The organism is Pseudomonas sp. SID14000, assembly GCF_002165135.1.
In the GTDB taxonomy this organism is placed as follows: domain Bacteria; phylum Pseudomonadota; class Gammaproteobacteria; order Pseudomonadales; family Pseudomonadaceae; genus Aquipseudomonas.
This window is the reverse complement of record NZ_NFZQ01000001.1, coordinates 531,366-547,766: the sequence shown is the minus strand read 5'-3', so window position 1 is coordinate 547,766 and position 16,401 is coordinate 531,366. Positions and strand designations below refer to the sequence as shown.

At 64.0% G+C, this 16,401-nt stretch carries 14 protein-coding genes; 11 read left to right on the top strand and 3 right to left on the bottom strand.

All coding sequences use genetic code 11. The features are described 5' to 3' along the window. Window positions 1-62: 62 nt before the first annotated feature. A complete protein-coding gene (rpiA, locus tag CAY82_RS02455; RefSeq protein WP_063912115.1) occupies window positions 63-737 on the bottom strand; it encodes a ribose-5-phosphate isomerase RpiA in 675 nt (224 codons plus the stop codon). Window positions 738-871: 134 nt separating this feature from the next. Between rpiA and ilvA the strand changes: the two genes are divergently transcribed. The 4 genes from ilvA (at window position 872) to ptsP (ending at window position 6,006) form a co-directional block, all read left to right on the top strand. Next, complete coding sequence (gene ilvA, locus CAY82_RS02450) at window positions 872-2,386, top strand: threonine ammonia-lyase, biosynthetic (protein WP_087499784.1); 1,515 nt, start codon at window positions 872-874, stop codon at window positions 2,384-2,386. Between the two features lie 86 nt (window positions 2,387-2,472). After that, window positions 2,473-2,898 (top strand): DUF2269 family protein, encoded by a 426-nt coding sequence (locus tag CAY82_RS02445; RefSeq protein ID WP_087499783.1) that lies wholly within the window; start codon window positions 2,473-2,475, stop codon window positions 2,896-2,898. A gap of 326 nt (window positions 2,899-3,224) precedes the next feature. Continuing rightward, a complete protein-coding gene (locus CAY82_RS02440; RefSeq protein ID WP_003249017.1) occupies window positions 3,225-3,704 on the top strand; it encodes an RNA pyrophosphohydrolase in 480 nt (159 codons plus the stop codon). Between the two features lie 22 nt (window positions 3,705-3,726). Beyond that, complete coding sequence (ptsP, locus tag CAY82_RS02435) at window positions 3,727-6,006, top strand: phosphoenolpyruvate--protein phosphotransferase (RefSeq protein ID WP_087499782.1); 2,280 nt, start codon at window positions 3,727-3,729, stop codon at window positions 6,004-6,006. Between the two features lie 134 nt (window positions 6,007-6,140). Here the strand turns inward: ptsP and CAY82_RS02430 are convergent, their stop codons facing one another. Further along, the gene (locus CAY82_RS02430; RefSeq protein WP_087499781.1) at window positions 6,141-6,887 is read right to left on the bottom strand and encodes an NRDE family protein; all 747 of its coding nucleotides are present in this window, start codon (window positions 6,885-6,887) and stop codon (window positions 6,141-6,143) included. 128 nt (window positions 6,888-7,015) lie between these two features. Here CAY82_RS02430 and CAY82_RS02425 point away from each other — a divergent pair, with 128 nt between their 5' ends. From CAY82_RS02425 to CAY82_RS02415, 3 genes are read left to right on the top strand one after another with little or no spacing between them, the layout of a single operon-like run. After that, the gene (locus CAY82_RS02425) at window positions 7,016-7,798 is read left to right on the top strand and encodes a sulfite exporter TauE/SafE family protein (RefSeq protein WP_087499780.1); all 783 of its coding nucleotides are present in this window, start codon (window positions 7,016-7,018) and stop codon (window positions 7,796-7,798) included. 16 nt (window positions 7,799-7,814) lie between these two features. Further along, window positions 7,815-8,621, top strand: coding sequence for a prolipoprotein diacylglyceryl transferase (lgt, locus tag CAY82_RS02420; RefSeq protein WP_013974665.1), 807 nt, complete (start codon window positions 7,815-7,817; stop codon window positions 8,619-8,621). Between the two features lie 51 nt (window positions 8,622-8,672). Then, complete coding sequence (locus tag CAY82_RS02415) at window positions 8,673-9,644, top strand: thymidylate synthase (protein WP_087499779.1); 972 nt, start codon at window positions 8,673-8,675, stop codon at window positions 9,642-9,644. A 117-nt stretch (window positions 9,645-9,761) separates the two neighbouring features. Here CAY82_RS02415 and cadR read toward each other — a convergent pair whose 3' ends face one another. Further along, the gene (cadR, locus tag CAY82_RS02410) at window positions 9,762-10,205 is read right to left on the bottom strand and encodes a cadmium resistance transcriptional regulator CadR (protein WP_087499778.1); all 444 of its coding nucleotides are present in this window, start codon (window positions 10,203-10,205) and stop codon (window positions 9,762-9,764) included. Window positions 10,206-10,296: 91 nt separating this feature from the next. Here cadR and CAY82_RS02405 point away from each other — a divergent pair, with 91 nt between their 5' ends. From CAY82_RS02405 to CAY82_RS02390, 4 genes are all read left to right on the top strand, one after another. Next, complete coding sequence (locus CAY82_RS02405; RefSeq protein WP_087499777.1) at window positions 10,297-12,510, top strand: heavy metal translocating P-type ATPase; 2,214 nt, start codon at window positions 10,297-10,299, stop codon at window positions 12,508-12,510. Window positions 12,511-12,519: 9 nt separating this feature from the next. Next, the gene (locus CAY82_RS02400; RefSeq protein ID WP_063912104.1) at window positions 12,520-13,389 is read left to right on the top strand and encodes a LysR family transcriptional regulator; all 870 of its coding nucleotides are present in this window, start codon (window positions 12,520-12,522) and stop codon (window positions 13,387-13,389) included. A 217-nt stretch (window positions 13,390-13,606) separates the two neighbouring features. Continuing rightward, entirely contained in the window at window positions 13,607-14,665 is a 1,059-nt protein-coding gene (locus CAY82_RS02395; RefSeq protein ID WP_087499776.1) for a putative 2-aminoethylphosphonate ABC transporter ATP-binding protein, read from the top strand. 1 nt (window position 14,666) lies between these two features. Then, complete coding sequence (locus tag CAY82_RS02390; protein ID WP_087499775.1) at window positions 14,667-16,391, top strand: putative 2-aminoethylphosphonate ABC transporter permease subunit; 1,725 nt, start codon at window positions 14,667-14,669, stop codon at window positions 16,389-16,391. Window positions 16,392-16,401: the final 10 nt, after the last annotated feature.

Sequence of the window (16,401 nt, the reverse complement as noted above, 5' to 3'; positions counted from 1 at the left end):
ATTGCGTACCCCTGCAGGAGCAGCCTTGTGCTGCGAATCGAGGGCGAAGCCCTCGCCGCAGGTTACTCGGCCTTCAGGCTCTTCACGCCCTCAGCGGTACCCAGCAGCAGCAAATCCGCCGGCCTTGCGGCGAACAGGCCGTTGGTCACTACGCCGACGATGGCGTTGATCTGCGCTTCCAGCTCCACCGGGTTGGTGATCTGCAGGTTATGCACATCGAGGATCACGTTGCCGTTGTCGGTCACCACACCCTCGCGGTACACCGGGTCGCCGCCCAGCTTGACCAGCTGGCGCGCCACGTGGCTGCGGGCCATCGGGATCACTTCGACCGGCAGCGGGAAGGCGCCCAGCACTGGCACCAGCTTGCTGGCGTCTGCGATGCAGATGAAAGTCTTGGCCACGGCGGCGACGATCTTCTCGCGGGTCAGGGCCGCGCCACCGCCCTTGATCAGGTTAAGGTGCGCGTCGCTCTCATCGGCGCCGTCCACGTAGAACTCGAGTTCGCTGACACTGTTCAGCTCGTAGACCGGGATGCCATGGCCCTTCAGACGCTGGGCGGTGGCTTCGGAGCTGGCGACCGCGCCGTCGAAGGCGGTCTTGTGCTGAGCCAGGGCGTCGATGAAGAAGTTGGCGGTCGAACCGGTACCGACGCCGACGACGCTCTTTTCATCCAGCTTGGGCAGAATGAAGTCGACAGCGGCCTGGGCGACGGCCTGTTTGAGTTGGTCCTGGGTCATGCGGGCTCCGAGAGGGGCTGGGCGGTTTTGAAAAGAGCCTAGTATAACGGCTCGGGCGGCTTTGCTGTGGTCGCCCGACGTAGCGCTGGGGTAGACTCCCAGCCCTTGTCCCGCGGCCCAGTGATGCTTTCCCGATGCTCGAACAGTACGTCAAGAAGATCCTCACCTCGCGCGTCTACGACGTTGCGGTCGAAACCCCGCTGCAGAGCGCCGGGCAGCTGAGCAAGCGCCTGGGCAACCAGGTCCTGCTCAAGCGCGAGGACCTGCAGCCGGTGTTCTCGTTCAAGATCCGCGGGGCCTATAACAAGCTGGCCCAACTGACCCCGGAAGAACTGGCCCGTGGCGTAGTCACCGCCTCGGCCGGCAACCACGCCCAGGGCCTGGCACTGGCCGCGCGGGAGATGGGCATCAAGGCCACTATCGTGATGCCCAAGACCACCCCGGAGATCAAGGTCGAAGGTGTGCGTTCGCGGGGCGGCAAGGTGGTGCTGCATGGCGACTCGTTCCCCGAGGCACTGGCCTATTCGCTGAAACTGGTCGATGAAAAGGGCTTCGTCTACGTCCATCCCTACGACGACCCGCACACCATCGCCGGGCAGGGCACCGTGGCCATGGAAATCCTGCGCCAGCACCCAGGCCAGCTGGACGCGATCTTCGTGCCGGTGGGCGGCGGCGGCCTGATCGCCGGGATTGCTGCCTACGTGAAGTACTTGCGCCCGGAAATCAAGGTGATCGGCGTCGAGCCGGACGATTCCAACTGCCTGCAGGCGGCCATGGCTGCCGGCGAGCGTGTGGTGCTGCCGCAGGTCGGGCTGTTCGCCGACGGCGTGGCGGTAGCGCAGATCGGCCAGCACACCTTCGACATCTGCCGCCATCATGTGGATGAAGTGGTCACCGTCAGTACTGACGAGATTTGCGCAGCTATCAAGGATATCTACGATGATACCCGCTCGATCACTGAACCTGCCGGTGCCCTGGGCGTCGCGGGCATCAAGAAGTACGTCGAGTTGTACGGCGTGACCGGGCAGACCCTGGTGGCCATCGATTCTGGTGCCAACGTCAACTTCGATCGCCTGCGTCATGTAGCCGAGCGTGCCGAGCTGGGTGAAAAGCGCGAGGCGATCATCGCCGTGACCATCCCCGAACGCCCAGGCAGCTTCAAGGCCTTCTGCGAGGCTATCGGCAAGCGCCAGATCACCGAGTTCAACTACCGCAAGCACACCTCCGACGAGGCGCATATCTTCGTCGGCGTGCAGACACACCCGGAAAACGACCCGCGGGCGGCGCTGGTGCAGCAACTGACCGAGCAGGGCTTCCCGGTTACCGACCTGACCGATAACGAGCTGGCCAAGCTGCATATTCGCCACATGGTCGGCGGCCATTCGGCCGGTGCCAGTGACGAAATGGTGCTGCGCTTCGAATTCCCCGAGCGGCCGGGGGCGCTGTTCAACTTCCTCAACAAGCTGGGCGGGCGCTGGAACATCTCGATGTTCCACTACCGCAACCATGGCGCGGCTGACGGGCGCGTGGTGGCCGGGCTGCAGGTGCCGGAGGACGAGCGCCACCTGGTGCCGACGGCGCTGGCGAAGATCGGCTACCCGTACTGGGACGAGACTGACAACCCTGCTTACAAGCTGTTCCTGGGCTGAGCGGCTAAGCTGGGGCTGATGGCTCTTTCGCGGGTAAACCCGCGAAGAAGCCACTGCAAAATGGCCTGCTCAAGGACAATAGAGACATGGAACACCTGACCACCTTCAAGACCCTGCACATCATCGCCACCGCCCTCCTGCTGCTGGGCGCCCTGGGCCTGGCGCTCTGGACCGTGCGCGCTCGCCGCCAGGGCGATACCGAGGCCTACGCCAAGCTGCTGCGTCGCCCGCTGGTGTTCGTCTGGCTGGTGATGGGCCTGTGCCTGGCAAGCATGCCGTTCACCGGCTGGTGGCTGGTACACTTGGTGGGCTGGCCGCTGGGGCAGACCTGGGTGCTGGCTTCCAGTGTCATCTACACGCTGGGTGCGTTCGCCGTGTGGTGGTTGTTGGTGCGGCTTAACCGGCTGCGCAAGGCCGAGGTGGTGGGGTTGCGCTTTACCTTGGCACTTGCGGTGTTCAGTGGGGTCTGCTTGCTGTCGATTGCCGGGCTGATGGGCGCCAAGCCAGTCTGACAGTGCAGCGGTGTCTGTGCCGGCCTCTGCGCAGGTGAACCGGATTGCCGCACCGCCGCTCCCACAGGGACTGCACAGCGTTTGATATCGGTGGAAATCCTTGTGGGGGCGGGTCTACCCGCGAAAGGGCCAGTACAGGTAAACCTTGATCCCGCAACGAAACCACCGGCCACCCATGCTTCTCGGCCACCGCATGCGTCACCCGCTGCAGCAACGGCAGAAAATACGGAGTTTTCACGCTGCTGCACATAAGCTTGGCGGGCGCGTTGCTGCGCTCGCAAGCTTTGTGGAACAATGCGGTGACATGCGTTTGCGAGGTTGCTGCCGTGATCGACCCGGATGGTTTTCGCCCCAATGTCGGGATCATTCTCACGAATGATGCCGGGCAGGTGCTATGGGCTCGACGGATCAACCAGGATGCCTGGCAGTTTCCCCAGGGTGGCATCAACCCTGACGAGACGCCGGAAGATGCCCTGTACCGCGAGCTGAACGAAGAAGTTGGCCTTGAACGCGATGATGTGGAAATTCTTGCCTGCACCCGTGGCTGGTTGCGTTATCGTTTACCCCAGCGACTGGTGCGTACGCATAGCCAGCCGCTGTGCATCGGCCAGAAGCAGAAATGGTTCCTGCTGCGTCTGGTCAGCAACGAACAACGGGTGCGGATGGACCTGACCGGCAAGCCGGAATTCGACGGCTGGCGCTGGGTCAGCTATTGGTACCCGCTGGGCCAGGTTGTGACATTCAAGCGCGAGGTCTACCGACGCGCCCTGAAAGAGCTAGCACCGCGTCTGCTGACGCGCGACTGACGACGGAGTTCGACCCCGAGCCATGCTCAATACGCTGCGCAAGATCGTCCAGGAAGTAAACTCCGCCAAAGATCTCAAGTCGGCGTTGGGGATCATTGTCTTGCGTGTCAAGGAGGCCATGGGCAGTCAGGTCTGCTCGGTCTACCTGCTCGACCCGGAAACCAACCGCTTCGTGCTGATGGCCACCGAAGGCCTGAACAAGCGTTCCATCGGCAAGGTCAGCATGGCCCCCAACGAAGGCCTGGTCGGCCTGGTCGGTACCCGGGAAGAGCCGCTGAACCTGGAAAACGCTGCCGACCACCCCCGTTACCGCTACTTTGCCGAAACCGGTGAAGAGAAATTCGCCTCGTTCCTTGGTGCGCCTATCATCCACCACCGCCGTGTGGTCGGGGTATTGGTCATCCAGCAAAAGGAGCGCCGCCAGTTCGACGAGGGCGAAGAAGCCTTCCTGGTCACCATGAGCGCCCAGCTCGCCGGGGTTATCGCCCACGCCGAGGCCACCGGCTCGATCCGTGGCCTGGGCCGCCAGGGCAAGGGCATCCAGGAAGCGCGCTTCGTCGGCGTACCGGGCTCGCCTGGCGCCGCCGTGGGGCGCGCCGTGGTGATGTTGCCGCCGGCTGACCTGGAAGTGGTACCGGACAAGACCGTCGATGACATCGACGCCGAACTGAAGCTGTTCCAGAACGCCCTCGAAGGTGTGCGCGACGATATGCGCAAGTTGTCGGCCAAGCTGGCCACCCAACTGCGCCCGGAAGAGCGTGCACTGTTCGATGTGTACCTGATGATGCTTGAAGACGCGGCCCTGGGCGGTGAGGTGACCGAAGTCATCAAGACCGGCCAGTGGGCCCAGGGCGCCCTGCGCCAGGTGGTGGGCGAGCACGTCAACCGCTTCGAGCTGATGGACGATGACTACCTGCGCGAGCGCGCCTCCGACGTCAAGGACCTTGGCCGGCGCCTGCTGGCCTACCTGCAGGAAGCCCGCGCACAGTCGCTGGTGTATGCCGACAACACCATTCTGGTCAGTGAAGAGCTGACCCCGGCGATGCTCGGCGAAGTACCGGAAGGCAAGCTGGTCGGCCTGGTCTCGGTCCTGGGCTCGGGCAACTCCCACGTCGCCATCCTGGCCCGCGCCATGGGCATCCCCACGGTGATGGGCCTGGTCGATTTGCCGTATTCCAAGGTCGACGGCATCGAGATGATCGTCGACGGCTACAAGGGCGAGGTGTTCACCAACCCCAGCGAAGTGCTGCGCAAGCAGTACAGCGACGTGGTCGAGGAGGAGCGCCAGCTGGCCCAGGGCCTGGATGCCCTGCGCGAACTGCCGTGCGTTACCCCGGACGGCCACCGCATGCCGCTGTGGGTCAACACCGGCCTGCTCGCTGACGTGGCCCGTGCCCAGCAGCGCGGTGCCGAAGGGGTAGGGCTGTACCGCACCGAAGTGCCGTTCATGATCAACCAGCGCTTCCCCAGCGAGAAGGAGCAGCTGGCCATCTACCGCGAGCAGCTGGCGGCCTTCCACCCGCTGCCAGTGACCATGCGCACCCTCGACATCGGCGGCGACAAGTCGCTGTCGTACTTCCCGATCAAGGAAGAAAACCCGTTCCTCGGCTGGCGCGGCATCCGCGTCACCCTCGACCACCCGGAAATCTTCCTGGTGCAGACCCGCGCCATGCTCAAGGCCAGCGAGGGGCTGAACAACCTGCGCATCCTGCTGCCGATGATTTCCGGCATCCACGAGCTGGAAGAGGCGCTGCACCTGATCCACCGCGCCTGGGGCGAGGTGCGTGACGAAGGCACCGATGTGCCGATGCCGCCGGTTGGCGTGATGGTGGAAATTCCTGCGGCGGTGTACCAGACCAAGGAGCTGGCGCGGCAGGTGGACTTCCTGTCGGTCGGCTCCAACGACCTGACCCAGTACCTGCTGGCGGTGGACCGCAACAACCCGCGGGTCGCCGACCTGTACGACTACCTGCACCCGGCGGTGTTGCAGGCGCTGAACACGGTGGTGCGCGATGCCCATGGTGAAGGCAAGCCGGTGAGTATCTGCGGCGAGATGGCCGGTGACCCGGCGGCGGCGATCCTGTTGATGGCGATGGGCTTCGACAGCCTGTCGATGAACGCCACCAACCTGCCGAAGGTGAAGTGGATGCTGCGCCAGATCAACCTGGGCAAGGCCAAGGAGTTGCTGGCAGAGGCCCTGAGCCATGACAACCCGCAGGTTATCCACAGCTCGCTGCAACTGGCCCTGAAGAACCTTGGGCTGGCCCGGATGATAGGGCCTGGGGCCAATAAAACCCTCTGAATGCGGGGTGGCCTGTTCCGGCCTCTTCGCGGGTAAACCCGCTCCCACAGGAACAGCGCAGCCTTCAGATGCGGCGCAATCCCTGTGGGAGCGGGTTTACCCGCAAAGAGGCCGGAACAAGCAACATCAAGTTATCAGACCAGCAACTCAACTTCCCCCAAATGCCCACCAAAGGGCCCGAAACTGCGCTCAACCAGCCGCCTTCTTCCCTGATCATCCACAATCAGCACCGTACTCGCCCGGGTCCCGTAGTTCTGGCTGGCAATGAACACACTCGACAGCAGCTTCTCGGTCGCCAACCCAACGCCCGTCTCCGGCAACTCACCCTCCGGCGCCGGTTCGGCATCGGCCAGCAACGCCAGCAAGCGCTGCGGCTCCGGCGTTTCCAGCAATCCTTCCAGCCCGCTACGCGCCTTCACCAGCTTCGGCCAAGGCGTATCCAGCCCGGCATTGGAAAGCCCGTAAACCCCTGCCTCCAACAGGCGCGGCGCCGCGTCCCGGGCATGCAGATAGCCCAGCTGTCGCCCATCGCCCACCAGCAGGTTGAACCCTGAATATTGCCTGCTGCGGCTGGCTACCTGGTCCAGGTAGGCCTCGACCCCCAACTCACCCTGTAGATACGCCGCCACCAACTCGCCCCGCGAGTGCGGACCCAATGCCTGCCCCGGGTCGCGAATATTGGTCAGCGCCGCGAACCGCCCCTGCGGGCCTACGCCCAGCCAGGTGCCGCCGGCCTCCAGGTCGCGCCCGGCATATACCCCGGGTGCATCCTCCCAGGCCGCCAGAGCCTGTGTGGGGCGGGCATAGAATTCATCGCGGTTGGCCGCCACGATCAGCGGCAGGGCATGCCCCGGCCGCCAGGCGAATACGATCAGGCACATCGGTCGGGCCTCTGGTTTTTTTCCACTGTACCCACACCGGCAGGGCGGATCCAACCTGACACATAGTTCACTAGAGCCCCGAGCCCGGCTTCCGTTACCATGCCGCTTTGTTTTCTCGGGGAAGACGAATGGAATTCGTGCTCTATCTGCTGTTGGGCGCCTGCGCCGGTGTGCTGGCCGGGTTGTTCGGCGTGGGCGGCGGTATCATCATCGTACCGGTGCTGGTGTTCAGCTTCACCTTGCAGGGTTTCGATGCCTCCGTGCTGACCCACCTGGCAGTCGGTACGTCACTGGCAACCATCGTCTTCACCTCGATCAATGCCGTGCTCGAGCACCATCGCAAGGGCGCGGTGCAATGGCCGATCTTCGCCTGGATGACCCTCGGCATCCTCCTTGGGGCCGGTATCGGCGCCAAGACCGCCTCGCTGATCCAGGGCCCGCTGCTGCAAAAGATCATCGGCGTGTTCGCACTGGTCATCGCCGCGCAGATGGCCCTGGACCTCAAGCCCAAGGCCAGCCGTGGCATCCCCGGCAAGCCTACGCTAATCGGTGCCGGTGGGGTGATCGGCTGGGCCTCGGCCATTTTCGGCATCGGTGGCGGTTCGCTGACCGTACCGTTCCTGACCTGGCGCAGCCTGCCCATGCAGCAGGCGGTGGCCACGTCCTCTGCATGTGGTCTGCCGATTGCCGTGGCCAGTGCCCTGAGTTTCATGCTGCTGGGCTGGCACGAGGAGCACCTGCCGGCTCACAGCCTGGGTTATGTGTACCTGCCGGCGCTGGTCGGCATTGCCGTGACCAGCATGTTTTTCGCCCGCTTCGGCGCGCGCCTGGCGCACAAGCTGTCGCCACGTTTGTTGAAACGCCTGTTCGCAGCCCTGCTGTTCTGTGTCGGCCTCAGCTTTTTGATTTGAATCGAGAGGAAGTTCCATGCTGCCTTATCCGCAGATAGACCCCGTGGCCGTGGCCATCGGGCCGCTGAAAATCCATTGGTACGGCCTGATGTACCTGGTCGGTATCGGCGGTGCCTGGCTGCTCGCCTCGCGCCGGCTGAACCGCTTCGACCCTACCTGGACGCGCGAAAAGCTCTCCGACCTGGTGTTCTGGCTGTCGATGGGCGTGATCGTCGGTGGTCGGCTGGGCTACGTGCTGTTTTACGACCTGCACGCCTACCTGGCCAATCCGACGCTGATCTTCGAGGTGTGGAAGGGAGGCATGTCGTTCCATGGCGGTTTCATTGGCGTAATGCTGGCGGCCTTGTGGTTCGGCAAGCGCAACAACAAGTCGTTCTTCGAACTGATGGACTTCGTTGCCCCGCTGGTGCCGATCGGCCTGGGGGCCGGGCGCATCGGCAACTTCATCAACGCCGAGCTGTGGGGCAAGGCTACCGACGTGCCATGGGCGATGGTCTTCCCGCCGTTCAGCGACCCGGCGCAGCTGCCGCGTCACCCGTCGCAGCTGTACCAGTTCGCACTCGAAGGTGTGGCGCTGTTCCTGATCCTCTGGGCGTTCTCGCGCAAGCCGCGGCCGACCATGGCGGTATCCGGCATGTTCGCGCTGTTCTACGGCATCTTCCGTTTCATTGTCGAATTCGTCCGCGTACCGGATGCCCAGCTTGGTTACCTGGCCTGGGGCTGGCTGACCATGGGTCAGATTCTGTGCGTGCCGATGATCCTGGCTGGCCTTGGCCTGATCTGGTGGGCTTATAATCGCAAGCCTACGGCGAAACCCGCCTGATTAATCCCACGGCAGGGGCGATCCCCCTGCCGTTTTTGCTACAGGTAAGCCATGAAACAGTATCTGGACCTGGTCCGCGACGTCATCGAAAACGGTACGCTGCAGGGCAACCGCACCGGCATCCGCACCATCAGCCTGCCTGGCGCCATGCTGCGTTTCGACTTGCAGAAGGGCTTCCCGGCCATCACTACTCGCAAACTGGCGTTCAAGTCGGCGATCGGTGAAATGGTCGGTTTCCTGCGTGGCGTGAAGAACGCCGGTGAATTCCGCGAGCTGGGCTGCAAGGTCTGGGACCAGAACGCCAACGAGAACGCCCAGTGGCTGGCCAACCCGTTCCGCCAGGGCCAGGACGACCTGGGCGAGATCTACGGCGTGCAATGGCGCCAGTGGCCGGGCTACAAGCGCATCCCGCTGAGCAACCCGGCGGCCATCGAAATGGCCGAAAAGGCGGGCTTCCGCCGCATCGCCCAGGACGAGGAGGACGGCGTCGCGTTCGTCATCCTGTACAAGGCCATCGACCAGGTGCGTCAGTGCCTGGATACCATCGCCAACGACCCGGGCAGCCGACGTATCCTGTTCCACGGCTGGAACTGTGCGCAGCTGGACGAGATGGCCTTGCCGCCTTGCCACTTGCTGTATCAGTTCCACCCGAATGTGCAGACCAGGGAAATTTCCCTGACCCTCTACATCCGCTCCAACGACCTGGGCCTGGGTACGCCGTTCAACCTCACCGAAGGCGCGGCGCTGCTGTCGCTGTTCGGCCGCCTGACCGGCTATACCCCGCGCTGGTTCACCTACTTCATCGGCGATGCCCATGTGTATGAGAACCACCTGGACATGCTCTACGAGCAACTCAAGCGTGAGCCGCTTGAAGCACCGAAGCTGGTGATCAGTGACCGCGTGCCGGCGTTTGCCGAGACGGGCAAGTATGAGCCGGAGTGGCTGGAGAAGATCGAACCGAGCGATTTCTGGCTGGAAGGGTATGAGCATCATGCGCCGATGACGGCGCCGATGGCGGTCTGACAGATCTCTATTGCCTGTACCGGCCTCTTCGCGGGTAAACCCGCTCCCACAGGGACCGCACAAAGCTCAGGCCTGTGCAGTACCTGTGGGAGCGGGTTTACCCGCGAAGCTTTTGGCTTAATGCCCGTGGCTTCGCCCCACATGCGAATGCTCGGTATCCGGCACCGATACTGCCCCGTTCGTCTCCAGTTGCTGCAAGATCGCACACTCCGTCCCTTGTGCATTGCAGCGCCGGCGCAGTTCCACCAGCTGTTCCTGCAACGCCACCAAGCCATCGATCCGTGCCTGCACATGCTCGATATGTTCGTCGATCAGTGCATTGACGCTGCCGCACGAATCATCGGGGCTATCGCGCAGGCATAGCAGGCTGCGGATTTCATCCAGGGTCATGTCCAGGGTGCGGCAGTTGCGGATGAAGGTCAGCCGTTCGACGTGGGCCTGGGTGTACACCCGGTAGTTACCGTCGCTACGCGCCGGTTCCGGCAGCAGTTGTTCACGCTCGTAGTAGCGGATGGTTTCCACCGCGCAGTCGGTGGCTTTGGCCAGCTCTCCGATCTTCATCACGAAATTCTCCAGCAAATGGCTTGACCCTATAGTGGCTACAGGGTGTTCACTTGGCAACAGGCTCAAATTAAGGATTAAGGATGACCCCATGAACCAGCCTGTCAGCCACGAACACAAGCACGATCACCACGCCCACAGCTGCTGTGGCAGCGCTGCTGCGCCAGCCCTGGTCCAGCTGAGCGAAAAGGCCAGCAGCCACGCCCAGTTCAGCCGTTTCCGAATCGAGGCCATGGACTGCCCTACCGAGCAGACCCTGATCCAGGACAAGCTGGGCAAGCTGGCCGGTATCGAGCAACTGGAATTCAACCTGATCAACCGTGTGCTTGGCGTGCGCCACACCCTGGTTGGCACCGCTGAAATCGAGCAGGCCATCGACAGCCTGGGCATGAAAGCCGAGCCGCTGGGCGCCGAAGACGATGGCACTGCCAGCGCACCACAAGTGGCCAAGACCCGCTGGTGGCCGCTGGCGCTGTCCGGTATTGCCGCGATCGCCGCCGAAATCGTGCACTTTGCCGCACTAGCGCCGGAGTGGGTGGTAGCGGCGCTGGCGCTGGCAGCGATCCTCGGCTGTGGCCTGGGTACCTACAAGAAGGGCTGGATCGCCCTGAAAAACCGCAACCTCAACATCAACGCGCTGATGAGCATTGCCGTGACTGGCGCGGTGCTGATCGGCCAGTGGCCGGAAGCGGCCATGGTGATGGTGCTGTTCACCGTCGCCGAGCTGATCGAAGCCCGTTCGCTGGACCGCGCACGCAACGCCATTGGTGGCCTGATGCAGCTTACCCCGGACATGGCCACCGTGCGCCAGGCCGATGGCCAGTGGCGAGAAGTGGAGGTGCGGGAGGTAGCCATCGATGCCCTGGTGCGGGTACGCCCCGGCGAACGCATTGGCCTGGACGGTGAGGTGACCAGCGGGCAATCCAGTGTCGATCAGGCACCGATAACCGGCGAAAGCCTGCCTGTGGAAAAGGCTGTGGGCGACAAACTGTTTGCCGGGACCATCAACCAGGCAGGGGCGCTGGAGTTCCGCGTTACCGCTGCTGCCGGGCAATCGACCCTGGCGCGGATCATCAAGGCCGTCGAGGAAGCGCAAGGCGCGCGGGCGCCTACCCAGCGTTTCGTTGACCGCTTCTCGCGCATCTACACCCCGGTGGTGTTCGCCATTGCCCTGGCTGTTGCGGTGATACCGCCGCTGTTCATGGCCGGTGCCTGGTTCGACTGGGTCTATCGCGCCCTGGTGCTGCTGGTGGTGGCCTGCCCATGCGCCCTGGTGATCTCGACCCCGGTGACCATTGTCAGCGGCCTGGCCGCCGCTGCGCGCAAGGGTATCCTGATCAAGGGTGGTGTGTACCTGGAAGGCGGGCGCCAGCTGGACTTCCTGGCCCTGGACAAGACCGGCACCATCACCCATGGCAAGCCGGTGCAGACCGACGCCAAGGTACTGGAGCCGCTGTTCGAAGGCCGTGCGCAAGCCCTGGCCGCCAGCCTGGGCGAGCGTTCGGACCACCCGGTTTCCCGAGCCATTGCCCAGTTCGGCAAGGAGCAAGGCCTGGCCTTGAGCGAGGTCGATGACTTCGCCGCGCTGGCCGGGCGCGGCGTGCGCGGCACCATCGCGGGTGAGGTTTACCACCTGGGTAACCACCGTCTGGTCGAGGAGCTGGGGCTGTGCTCGCCCGAGCTCGAGGCCCAGCTGGATGCGCTGGAACGCCAGGGCAAGACCGTTGTGCTGCTGCTCGACCGCTCCGGCCCGTTGGCGCTGTTCGCCGTGGCCGACACGGTCAAGGAAAGCAGTCGCCAGGCCATCGCCGAGTTGCACGAGTTGGGCATCAAGACTGTCATGCTGACCGGTGACAATCCACATACTGCCCAGGCCATCGCCACCGTGGTGGGTATCGACCGCGCCGAAGGCAACCTGCTGCCTGCCGACAAGCTCAAGAGCATCGAAGCCCTGTACGCACAGGGCCATCGGGTGGGCATGGTCGGTGATGGCATCAACGACGCCCCGGCCCTGGCCCGCGCCGAGATCGGTTTTGCCATGGCGGCGGCCGGTACCGATACCGCCATCGAGACGGCCGATGTGGCGCTGATGGACGACGACTTGCGGAAAATCCCGGCCTTCGTCAGGCTGTCGCGCCAAAGTGCGGCGATCCTCATGCAGAACATCGTTCTGGCGTTGGGCATCAAGGCGATATTCCTGGCGTTCACCTTTGCCGGCATGGCCACCATGTGGATGGCGGTGTTCGCCGACATGGGCGTGAGCCTGCTGGTGGTGTTCAACGGCTTGCGCCTGTTGCGCAAATAGAGGACGTGCATGCTGAGTTCGGAGCTGAAAGCCTTCTACATGGTGGCCCGTCTGGGCAGCATCACCCTGGCGGCGAAGAAGCTCGGGCTCAGCCAGCCCACGGTGACCACGCAGATCCGCAACCTGGAAGGCCAATACGCCGTGGAGCTGTTCTACCGCGGCGGGCGCCGCCTGGTGCTGAGCGAGGAGGGCGTGCGCCTGCTGCCGATGGTCAAGGCACTGTTGCAGCAGGAGGCCGACATCGAGTTCGAACTGCGCAACAGCGGCAAGGCCCAGGGCAGCCTGCGCATTGCGGCCACGGCGCCTTACTACATTCTCGACCTGGTGAAGATCTACCGCGAACGCCTGCCGCAGGTGGAAGTGGCGGTGGAAATCGGCAACTCGCAGCAGGTGCTGGAGATGCTCGAGGACTACCGGGTGGATATCGCCGCTTCGTCGCAACTGGTGGAGGACGCCCGATTGGTACGGCGGGTGCTGGGGACTGACCCGTTGGTGGTGGCGGTGCATCGCAACCACCCGTTGGCTCATCGCCAGACGGTATCGATTGAGGTGGTGGCCGGGCACTGCCTGTTGATGCGCGAGAAGGGCTCGACCACACGCAAGCTGACCGAGCAGATGATGCAGGAGGCCGGGGTGAAGGCCGGAGCCTTGCTGGAAATTGGCAGCCGCGAGTCGATCCGCGAGGCGGTGCTGCGCAATATCGGCATCAGCGTGATTGCCCGGCATGAGGTGCCGCACAACCCCGAGTTGCGGGTGCTGGCGTTGGAGAATGCACCGGTGATGCATGAGTACCTGTATTGCCTGAAGGAAAGGCGCCAGGCCCGGTTGCCGGCGGCCTTCCTTGGGGTGGCGCAGGAAGTGGCCGGTTCACACTTCTAGATTTGTGTTGGTTTCTTCGCGGGTAAACCCGCACCCACAGGTACTGCACAGCCTTCAGATGCGACGCGATCCCTGTGGGCGGGTTTACCCGCGAAGAGGCCCTCTCAGGCCACTACAAAATCTGCCTATACCACTATCACCCGCTTTTGCCCTAAAGCCACAGAACCTTCGCACAGCCTTCCTAGCATGGCCCCCATCTCTTCGATGAGGCCCTGCCATGAACCACACCGCCTCCGGCGCACAGATGAAAGTGCGCAACATCTACAAGCGCTTCGGCGCCTTCACGGCGCTCAACGATGTCTCGCTGGACATCGCCGCCGGCGAACTGGTGTGCCTGCTCGGCCCGTCCGGCTGCGGCAAGACCACGTTGCTGCGCTGCATCGCCGGCCTGGAGCGCCAGGACCGGGGTACGTTGTACATCGGCGAGCGCGATATCTCCGAGCTGCCACCCCAGGCCCGTGACTACGGCATCCTGTTCCAGTCCTACGCGCTGTTCCCCAACCTCACCGTCGAAGCCAACATCGCCTACGGCCTGAGCGGCAGTGGCCGCGAGCAGGCCCGCCAGCGGGTGGCCGAAATGCTTGAACTGGTAGGCCTTTCTGGCAGCGAGAAAAAATACCCCGGTCAGCTTTCCGGCGGCCAGCAGCAGCGTGTGGCCCTGGCCCGCGCGCTGGCACCGTCGCCGTCGTTGCTACTGCTCGACGAGCCCATGTCGGCTCTGGACGCCCGGGTGCGCGAGCACCTGTGCACCGAACTGCGCCAGTTGCAGCGCCAGCTGGGTATCACCACGCTGATGGTCACCCACAACCAGGACGAGGCCATGCTGATGGCCGACCGCATTGCGGTGATGAACAACGGCCAGGTCGAGCAGTACGCCACCCCGCAGGAAATCTATGACCAGCCGGCCACGCCGTTCGTTGCCGAGTTCGTCGGCCAGGGCAACTGGTTGCCATTCCAGCGCAGCAGTGACAGCCATGCCTTTGTCGGCGGCATGAACATGCGCCTGGCACCGGGGTCGGCCCGGGCCAGCAGCGGTCGGTTGTTCTGTCGCCCGGAGGCGATCACGGTCAACCCGGTGGTGCACGAAGAAAACCTGTTCCCGGCCATGGTCCGGGAAATCACCTTCCTCGGTAACCGCTGCCGCATGAGCTTCGAGCTCAAGGCCCTGCCTGGCCATGCATTGCTGGCGGAACTGGCCCCCGAGGCCATGCCGCGTCTGGGCTCGCAGGACATCTGGGTGGCGCTGCCGCCGCAGAGCCTGCAGGTGTTTGCCTGATATGGCCGCGCCAATGTCCCTGCCGCTGAGCCAGGCCAAAGCCGCGCCGCGTGCTGGCGTCGATCTGGGTGACCGGTTGTTCGTCGTCGGCGGCAAGAGCCTGCTGCTGGTCCTTCTGGTGCTGGCGGTGCTGATGCCGCTGCTGGCGATCTTCTGGCGCGGTTTCAGTGCCGAAGCGGGCCAGGGTGGCGGCATGTTGGCAGCCCGCGAACTGTTCGCCAGTGAAAACTTCCACTGGCTACTGGGCAACAGCCTGTCGGTGGCCTTCACCGTGGCGGCCATCGTGGTGCCGCTGGCCTATCTGTTCGCTTATGCCCTGCAACGCACGCTGATTCCGGCTAAAGGCCTGTGGCGGGGGATTTCGCTGCTGCCGCTGCTCGCACCGTCGATGCTGCCGGCCATTGCCCTGGTCTACCTGTTCGGTAACCAGGGGCTGCTGCGCGGGTTGCTCAGCGATAACATCTATGGCTTCTGGGGCATTGTGCTGGGCGAGGCCATCTACACCTTTCCGCATGCCCTGATGATCCTGCTGTCGGCGCTGTCGCTGGCCGATGCACGCCTGTTCGACGCAGCGTCCAGCATGGGTGCCGGCCCTTGGCGAGCGTTCACCAGCATCACCTGGCCGGCTACGCGCCAGGCAGTATTCGCAGCGTTCTGCCTGGTGTTCACCCTGACCATCACCGACTTCGGTGTACCGGTCGTGGTCGGTGGCGACTATCAGGTGCTGGCGCTGGAAGCCTACAAGGCGGTGGTCGGCCAGCAACAGTTCGGCCGTGGTGCGCTGATCGGCATGGTGCTGCTGTTGCCGGCGCTGTTCAGCTTTACCGTCGATGCCTGGCTGCGCCGGCGTCAGGGCGAGGCCATGAGCGGCCGTGCCCAGGTGTTCGAGCCCAAGCCGTCGCGGCGGCGTGATGCCTGCTTCCTGATGATCGTGCTACTGGTGTGCGCGGCGTTGCTGCTGGTGATCGGCATGGCGGTGTACTCGTCGCTGGTCACGTTCTGGCCCTACAACCTGTCGTTGTCGCTGCGTCATTACATGTTCGAGGACACCGCCGGTGGCGGCTGGCTGGCCTACCGCAACAGCGTGACCATGGCCATCGGCACTGCGCTGATCGGCAGCATCGTGATCTTCACCTGTGCCTACCTGATGGAGAAGACCCAGGGCCAACGCCTGCTCAACCAGGCGCTGCGCCTGCTCAGCTTCATCCCCATGGCCGTGCCGGGCCTGGTGCTGGGGCTGGGCTACGTATTCTTCTTCAACCTGAACGGCAACCCGCTGCATGTGTTCTACGGCGGCATGGGGCTGCTGGTGGTGTGCACCATCGCCCACTACCTGACCACCGCGCAGATGACCGCGACCACCGCCCTGCGCCAGCTCGACGGCGAATTCGAGGCCGCTGCGCTGTCGCTGAAGGCGCCGTTGTACAGGCACTTCCTGCAGGTGACCGTGCCGATCTGCCTGCCTGCGCTGCTGGACATCATCCGCTACCTGTTCGTCTCGGCGATGACCACCGTGTCGGCGGCGATCTTCCTGTACAGCCCCGACACCATCCTGGCTGCCGTCGCGGTGCTGAACATGGACGACGCCGGCAACGTCGGTGGTGCCGCCGCCATGTCCACTTTGATCCTGCTGACCAGTGCCGGCGCTTCACTGCTGCTGGCCGCAGCCTCACGCGGCGTGCTGCGCCGCTCCCAAGCCTGGCGCCAACGCGCCGCGACCGTCTGACCTGTAAGGA

What these genes read in the sequence shown, in the direction of transcription:
- rpiA (WP_063912115.1), bottom strand. Translation starts at nt 737, where the DNA reads ATGACCCAGGACCAACTCAAACAGGCCGTCGCCCAGGCCGCTGTCGAC.
- ilvA (WP_087499784.1), top strand. Translation starts at nt 872, where the DNA reads ATGCTCGAACAGTACGTCAAGAAGATCCTCACCTCGCGCGTCTACGAC.
- CAY82_RS02445 (WP_087499783.1), top strand. Translation starts at nt 2,473, where the DNA reads ATGGAACACCTGACCACCTTCAAGACCCTGCACATCATCGCCACCGCC.
- ptsP (WP_087499782.1), top strand. Translation starts at nt 3,727, where the DNA reads ATGCTCAATACGCTGCGCAAGATCGTCCAGGAAGTAAACTCCGCCAAA.
- CAY82_RS02430 (WP_087499781.1), bottom strand. Translation starts at nt 6,887, where the DNA reads ATGTGCCTGATCGTATTCGCCTGGCGGCCGGGGCATGCCCTGCCGCTG.
- CAY82_RS02425 (WP_087499780.1), top strand. Translation starts at nt 7,016, where the DNA reads ATGGAATTCGTGCTCTATCTGCTGTTGGGCGCCTGCGCCGGTGTGCTG.
- lgt (WP_013974665.1), top strand. Translation starts at nt 7,815, where the DNA reads ATGCTGCCTTATCCGCAGATAGACCCCGTGGCCGTGGCCATCGGGCCG.
- CAY82_RS02415 (WP_087499779.1), top strand. Translation starts at nt 8,673, where the DNA reads ATGAAACAGTATCTGGACCTGGTCCGCGACGTCATCGAAAACGGTACG.
- cadR (WP_087499778.1), bottom strand. Translation starts at nt 10,205, where the DNA reads ATGAAGATCGGAGAGCTGGCCAAAGCCACCGACTGCGCGGTGGAAACC.
- CAY82_RS02405 (WP_087499777.1), top strand. Translation starts at nt 10,297, where the DNA reads ATGAACCAGCCTGTCAGCCACGAACACAAGCACGATCACCACGCCCAC.
- CAY82_RS02400 (WP_063912104.1), top strand. Translation starts at nt 12,520, where the DNA reads ATGCTGAGTTCGGAGCTGAAAGCCTTCTACATGGTGGCCCGTCTGGGC.
- CAY82_RS02395 (WP_087499776.1), top strand. Translation starts at nt 13,607, where the DNA reads ATGAACCACACCGCCTCCGGCGCACAGATGAAAGTGCGCAACATCTAC.
- CAY82_RS02390 (WP_087499775.1), top strand. Translation starts at nt 14,667, where the DNA reads ATGGCCGCGCCAATGTCCCTGCCGCTGAGCCAGGCCAAAGCCGCGCCG.